At 46.4% G+C, this 7327-nt stretch carries 1 protein-coding gene; it reads right to left on the bottom strand.

The window, feature by feature from the left end; all coding sequences use genetic code 11:
- A partial coding sequence (locus tag VN105_RS28030) for a SprB repeat-containing protein (RefSeq protein WP_325646501.1) occupies positions 1–7184 on the bottom strand: 7184 nt, incomplete at its 3' end.
- Positions 7185–7327: the final 143 nt, after the last annotated feature.

Genomic DNA, 7327 nt, shown 5'->3' with positions numbered 1-7327 from the left:
AATGCATTAGGTTCTGTTACGGCAATAGTTACCTCTTTGTAGCATCCTTTAGAATCGACAGCCCTAACAATATAGTTTCCTGCTGCAAGATTCTGGAATACATTGCTTGAAGTAAGGTTGAAATCAGGAGAAATTCCATATTGCAATGGTCCTGTTCCTCCGGAAGCCGTTACAGTGATTCGTCCGTTTGACAAGCCGTTACATGTTGCATTGACGGCTGTTGCGCTAGCTGTAATTGGTGTCACCGGATTTATTCTAACTGTTGTCGTTTTAGTACAGCCATTTGTATGTCTGACATAAATAGTATGCGGACCAACCGACAGGTTGTTGAATACATTTGAGCTTACATAATTAACTCCATCCAAGGAATACTGTACGTCATTTACAACCGCCGGATTTACAGAAACTGTTACCGTATTTCCTGGTGTATTACCGTTGCAATTCGTAGCTACGACCGCAGTTGGTTGCAGATTTAAGCCATCGTTTACACGGAAAACTACAGGAGTAATCTGACATCCATTGGCATCTTTTACAAATACGGTATATTGCCTTCCTCCAATCAAGCCGGTGTAAGTCAGTGTAGTCGTAAAGTTGGCAGGATTGTTTGAGTTAAGGCTTGTATAATAAGGTGCTGTTCCTCCAGAAGGTATAATTGTTATAGTACCATCATCTAATCCGTCACAAGTTTCAGGAGTTCCGTTTACGACTGCTGTAAGCGCTGCGGCAGGTTGGGTTACCGTAATATTAGTAAGCGTGATTTCACAGCCATTCTGGTCTTTTACTTTAACGGAATAAGTTCCGGCAGCAAGATTGATGAATGTATTGGAAGAAGAGTAATTATAAGCAGGTGAAATCGCATATTGATATACACCCGTTCCTCCTGTGGCTGTTACCTGTATGCTTCCGGTTGACTGGCCAAAGCACAATACGTTAGCCGTTACGTTGGCGTTAGCCGTAACCGGTATTAGCGTATTGATTGTGAAAGGAACCGTTTTGGTACAGCCATTGGTGTGCTGTACGTAGGCGGTATGGTTTCCGGGAGCCACATTAGTAAACGTGTTGGAAGCCACATAGTTGATTCCGTCCAGTGAGTACTGAACCTGTGAGGCTACTGCAGGGTTTACGTTAATGGTAACCGTGTTTCCTGGTACGTTATTGGTACAGTTTGGTACTACCGTTGCTGTTGGTCGGATATCTACACCTCTGTTTATCGTGAACGTCTGAGGAGTAATCTCGCAACCGTTGGCATCTTTCACGTATACGGTGTAGGTCTGCCCACCGTTCAGGTTGCTGTAGGCCAATGCCGATGTAAAGTCGGCCGGATTGTTGGAATCCAGGCTTGTGGTATAAGGCGCCGTTCCACCCGCAGGCGTTATGGTTATCGTGCCGTTATTGTCGCCCAGACAGATTTCGTGCGTTCCGTTAACCGTGGCCGAAAGCGCTGCCGCAGGCTCTGTTACCGTGATGTTTGCCAGTTCGATTTCGCAGCCGATATTGTCCCTTACCTTAACGGTGTAGGTTCCTGCTGCCAGGTTGTTGAACGTGTTTGCAGTTCCGTAAACGAAAGCAGGCGATATGGCATATTCAATCGTTCCCGTTCCTCCGGTAGCTGTCACTTGGATACTTCCTGTGGATTGTCCGAAGCACAATACGTTTGCCGTTACGTTTGCATTTGCAACAACAGGCTGTAGTGCATTGATTGTGAAAGCTACTGTTTTAGTACAAGAATTTGTATGCTGTACGTAAGCAGTGTGGTTTCCGGGAGCCACATTCGTAAATACATTGGAAGCAGTATACGTTACTCCGTCCAGTGAGTACTGTACTTGAGAAGCAATAGCAGGATTCACACCTATGGTTACCGTGTTTCCTGGTACGTTGCCTGTACAGTTTGCTACCACCGTTGCCGTAGGCTGTATGTCTACCCCGTTGTTTATCGTGAACGTCTGAGGTGCAATCTCGCATCCGTTGGCATCTTTCACGTATACGGTGTAGGTCTGCCCACCGTTCAGGTTGTTGTAGGCCAGTGCCGATGTAAAGTCGGCCGGGTTGTTGGAATCCAGGCTTGTGGTATAAGGCGCCGTTCCACCCGCAGGCGTAATGGTTATGGTACCGTTATTGTCGCCCAGGCAGATTTCGTGTGTTCCGTTAACCGTTGCCGAAAGCGCTGCCGCAGGCTCAGTTACCGTAATGTTTGTCAGTTCGACCTCACAGCCGATGTTGTCCCTAACCTTAACGGTATAGGTTCCTGCCGCCAGGTTGTTAAACGTGTCTGCAGTTCCGTAGGCGAAGGCAGGCGATATGGCATATTCAATCGTTCCCGTTCCACCTGTGGCCGTTACCTGAATGCTTCCGGTTGACTGGCCGAAGCACAATACGTTGGCCGTTACGTTGGCGTTAGCCGTAATAGGCGATAGCGTGTTGATTGTGAAAGGAACCGTTTTGGTACAGCCATTGGTGTGCTGTACGTAGGCGGTATGGTTTCCGGGAGCCACATTCGTAAATACATTGGAAGCGGCATAGGTTACTCCATCCAATGAATACTGCACTTGAGAAGCAATGGCAGGATTTACGCCAATTGTTACCGTATTTCCTGGTACGTTGCCGGTACAGTTTGCTACCACCGTTGCCGTCGGCTGTATGTCAACCCCGTTGTTTATCGTGAATGTCTGAGGTGTAATCTCACATCCGTTGGCATCTTTCACATAAATGGTATAGGTCTGCCCACCGTTCAGGTTGGAGTAGGCCAGTGCCGATGTAAAGTCGGCCGGGTTGTTGGAATCCAGGCTTGTGGTATAAGGCGCCGTTCCACCCGCAGGCGTTATGGTTATCGTACCGTTATTGTCGCCCAGGCAGATTTCGTGCGTTCCGTTAACCGTTGCCGAAAGTGCTGCCGCAGGTTCTGTTACTGTAATGTTTGCCAGTTCGACCTCACAGCCGATGTTGTCCCTAACCTTAACGGTATAGGTTCCCGCTGCCAGGTTGTTGAACGTGTTTGATGTTCCGTAGGCGAAGGCAGGCGATATGGCATATTCAATCGTTCCCGTTCCACCTGTGGCCGTTACCTGAATGCTTCCGGTTGACTGGCCGAAGCATAATACGTTGGCCGTTACGTTGGCGTTAGCCGTAACCGGTATTAGCGTGTTGATGGTAAAAGGAACCGTTTTGGTACAGCCATTGGTGTGCTGGACATAGGCGGTATGGCTTCCCGGTGCCACATTCGTAAATGTGTTGGAAGCAGCATAGGTTACTCCATCCAATGAATACTGTACTTGAGAAGCAATAGCAGGATTCACACCTATGGTTACCGTGTTTCCAGGTACGTTGCCGGTACAGTTTGCTACTACTGTTGCCGTCGGCTGTATGTCAACCCCGTTATTTATCGTGAATGTCTGAGGTGTAATCTCGCAACCGTTGGCATCTTTCACGTATACGGTGTAGGTCTGCCCACCGTTCAGGTTGCTGTAGGTCAATGCCGATGTAAAGTCGGCCGGATTGTTGGAATCCAGGCTTGTGGTATAAGGCGCCGTTCCACCCGCAGGCGTTATGGTTATCGTACCGTTATTGTCTCCCAGGCAGATTTCGTGTGTTCCGTTAACCGTAGCCGAAAGCGCTGCCGCAGGCTCAGTTACCGTAATGTTTGCCAGTTCGACCTCACAGCCGATATTGTCCCTTACCTTAACGGTATAGGTTCCCGCTGCCAGGTTGTTGAACGTGTTGGCAGTTCCGTAAACGAAAGCAGGCGATATGGCATATTCAATCGTTCCCGTTCCACCTGTGGCCGTTACCTGAATGCTTCCCGTTGACTGGCCGAAGCACAATACGTTGGCCGTTACATTTGAAGTTGCTGTGATTGGTAATAAATTGTCAATAGTGAAAGGAACCGTTTTGGTACAGCCATTGGTGTGCTGTACGTAGGCGGTATGGCTTCCCGGAGCAATGTTGTTGAACGTATTTGATGTTACATACGTTACTCCGTCCAGTGAGTACTGAACCTGTGAGGCTACTGCAGGATTTACGCCAATTGTTACCGTGTTTCCAGGTACGTTGCCGGTACAGTTTGCTACCACCGTTGCCGTAGGCTGTATGTCTACCCCGTTGTTTATCGTGAATGTCTGTGGCGCAATCTCGCATCCGTTGGCATCCTTCACGTAAACGGTATAGGTCTGCCCTCCGTTCAGGTTGCTGTAGGTCAATGCCGAAGTAAAGTCGGCCGGATTGTTGGAATCCAGGCTTGTGGTATAAGGCGCCGTTCCTCCCGCAGGCGTTATGGTTATCGTGCCGTTATTGTCGCCCAGGCAGATTTCGTGCGTTCCGTTAACCGTGGCCGAAAGCGCTGCCGCAGGCTCTGTTACCGCGATGTTTGCCAGTTCGACTTCACAGCCGATGTTGTCCCTAACCTTGACGGTATAGGTTCCCGCCGCCAGGTTGTTGAACGTGTTGGCAGTTCCGTAAACGAAAGCAGGCGATATGGCATATTCAATCGTTCCCGTTCCTCCGGTAGCGGTTACTTCAATACTTCCTGTAGTATCTCCAAAGCACAACACATTTGCTGTTACACTAGGAGTTGCAGTAATTGGCAATAAATTGTCAATTGTGAAAGGAACTTGTTTTGTACAGCCATTCGTGTGCTGTACGTAGGCGGTATGCGTTCCCGGTGGTACATTCGTAAACGTGTTGGAAGCCACATAATTGATTCCGTCTAAAGAGTATTGGACATCACTTACAACTTCAATATTTACGGTTACTGTTACGATGTTTCCAGGTACATTATTCGTACAATTCGGCTGTACTGATACGGCTGGAATTACTTCTACCGCCGGATCCATATATTGTTCTACAGGTGGATTTACATTACATCCGTTAGAATCTCTTACATAAATCAGGTATAGAGTATCCCCAACCAAATTCGTGAAGGTGTGCTGGTTACCCACAACAGGTACAAATGTAACGTTGTCAAGACTTACCAGATAATTTCCTGTTCCTCCTGTAATGCTGATTGCTATCGAACCATCGGCATCATTAAGACAAAGTTCCTGATTTACGGCATCTACTGTTGCTACAAGCGGAGCCGGTTCTAAAATGTCAATATTTAACAATTCAAAACAGCCTTTCTGGTCTTGAACAATGACCTCATAGCTTCCTGGAGGAAGTGCGTCAAATACGTTGTCTGTTACAAATTGGTTGAGGTTAGGAGATATTGCATATTGAATAATTCCTGTTCCTCCTGTAGTTTGAATTTCAATGCTACCGTTTGCATCTCCAAAACAAAGAACATCTTGCTTGATGTAGCTTACCGTTAGTTGGGCCGGGTCTGTAATATTAATGACAGACGATGTTTCTCTACAGTCAAGACTCACCACACGAACATAATAATTTCCTGCAGGAAGTCCGGTAAAACTATTTCCTGCTTGCGGTCCTGCCAGAACATTGGATGCTCCGTCTAATAATTCATACATATAACTGCCTAGTCCTCCGGTTGCATTGGCTGTAATGGCTGCTGTCGATTCTCCCGAACAGTTTATTGAAGCGCTGCTCAGGTCCAGATTTAACTGTAAAGCCGGAACCGGCAATATGGTTACCTGATTTGTCAATACGGCCTGGCATCCGTTCGCATCCTTCACATAATATTGATAAGTGCCGGGACCTACAGTATATACTGAAGTATTTGAATAAGTTATTCCATCAGCACTGAACTGGTACGGTGGTGTTCCACCCGAACCGGATACGATGATTTCTGCCTGTGTTAAACAGGTCATATTGCTGTTTGCAGATAAAAATCCTTGTAGCGGAGTTGGTTCAGTGATTGTTAATGTTGGTGTTGTCAGGTCACAATTCCAACCATCAGTAATCGTGATGCTGTAGATTCCTGCTCCAAGTCCAGGGAATTGCGGACTTGTTTGAGGTCCGGAACTCAAAACAATTGTAGTTCCTGTTGCATCATAACGATTAAGGATGAATTGATAGCTTCCTTGTCCTCCTGCTACACTTAAGGCTTCAATCATGGCGGTAGTATCACCATGGCAAAGTACCTGGGTAACAGAGGCATTTATAGTAGCCGAGATAAGTGCCGGTTGTACTAATACAATTGTCTGGCTTACGATACAGCCTCCTGAATCTCTTACGGAGACAGTATAATTTCCTGCAGCCAAACCTGTAAAGGTGCTGTTGGCGGCATACGCCTGAATAGTTGTAGAGGTTGTATTGTTTACTAATTCATATAGATAGGTTCCCCATCCTCCGGTGGCAGAAGCTGTGATTTCTCCCTGATTGTTATCACAGGTTACATTGGCAGTCTGGTTAGCGGTCAACTGTAATGGACTATCAGGAGAAGTAACGGTTACGGTGTTTGAGTCTTCCGTACAGAAAGGAGTATCAGTTGCCGTAACTACGACATGAAGGTTTCCTGCTGACAGGCCGCTTATTGTAAACGGGTTTATTGAGGTATTTCCGTTTCCTGTTGCTACGGTTATTCCTGCTGTATTGATAACATTGTATGAATAAGCACCGGTGTATCCTGTTACGTTAATGGTAAGAGTTCCGTCCAAATCTCCAAAACAAGTTACCGGGGTAGCATTGGATGCTATTACTTCAATCGTATCAAACGGCAGAATTTCGTAAGGAACGGTAAGCATATAACATCCCGTTACGTTGTCTTTGACCTGGAAAGTGTAGCTTCCGGGCTGTGTCAGTAGTAATGTAGCGGTGTTATTCCCCGGACCCGGAGTGACAGATGCCTGTGACCCTAATGGTAAGACATCAAAAGTGAAATCTCCGGAACCGCCTGTTACATTTATCTGTACAGACTCGTCATTGGTACAGGTAATTGCTGTTCCGCGAACTGCAGCAACTGCTGTTATTTCCGGTAAAGGATTGATAATTACCGTTGTGGTTTGCGTACAGTTATTACTGTCTTTCACTGTTACGGTTATATTCTGTGTGCTTCCATTGTCAACAATATTAAATGTGTTGGTATTTTGGAAATTAGTTCCATCAATACTATAGAAATAGGGAGCTGTTCCGGAAGGATTTCCTGTTGTGTCATTTTCAACAGTTACTGTAATAGTTGAAGTATTCACCACATTGGAAGCATTACAAGCAAAGGCCGTTGCCGAAGCACTGATATCTAAAAGTGACGGTTCAGTGATGGTTACAGTTTGAGCATCTGAACAGTTTTTTCCAGACATTACAGTAATGGTATAAGTTCCTGCAGGCAAGCCGGTAAATATAGGGGTGCTCTGCGTTATAGCCGGATTGATTCCGTCGTTAACCGTGTAGGTATAAGGCGGATTGTCGTTTGAAGCCGGTAATGTTATTCTAATTACTCCAT

This window comes from Chitinophaga sp. (assembly GCF_035564935.1).
Taxonomy (GTDB): domain Bacteria; phylum Bacteroidota; class Bacteroidia; order Chitinophagales; family Chitinophagaceae; genus Chitinophaga.
This window is presented reverse-complemented; position numbering and strand designations above follow the sequence as displayed.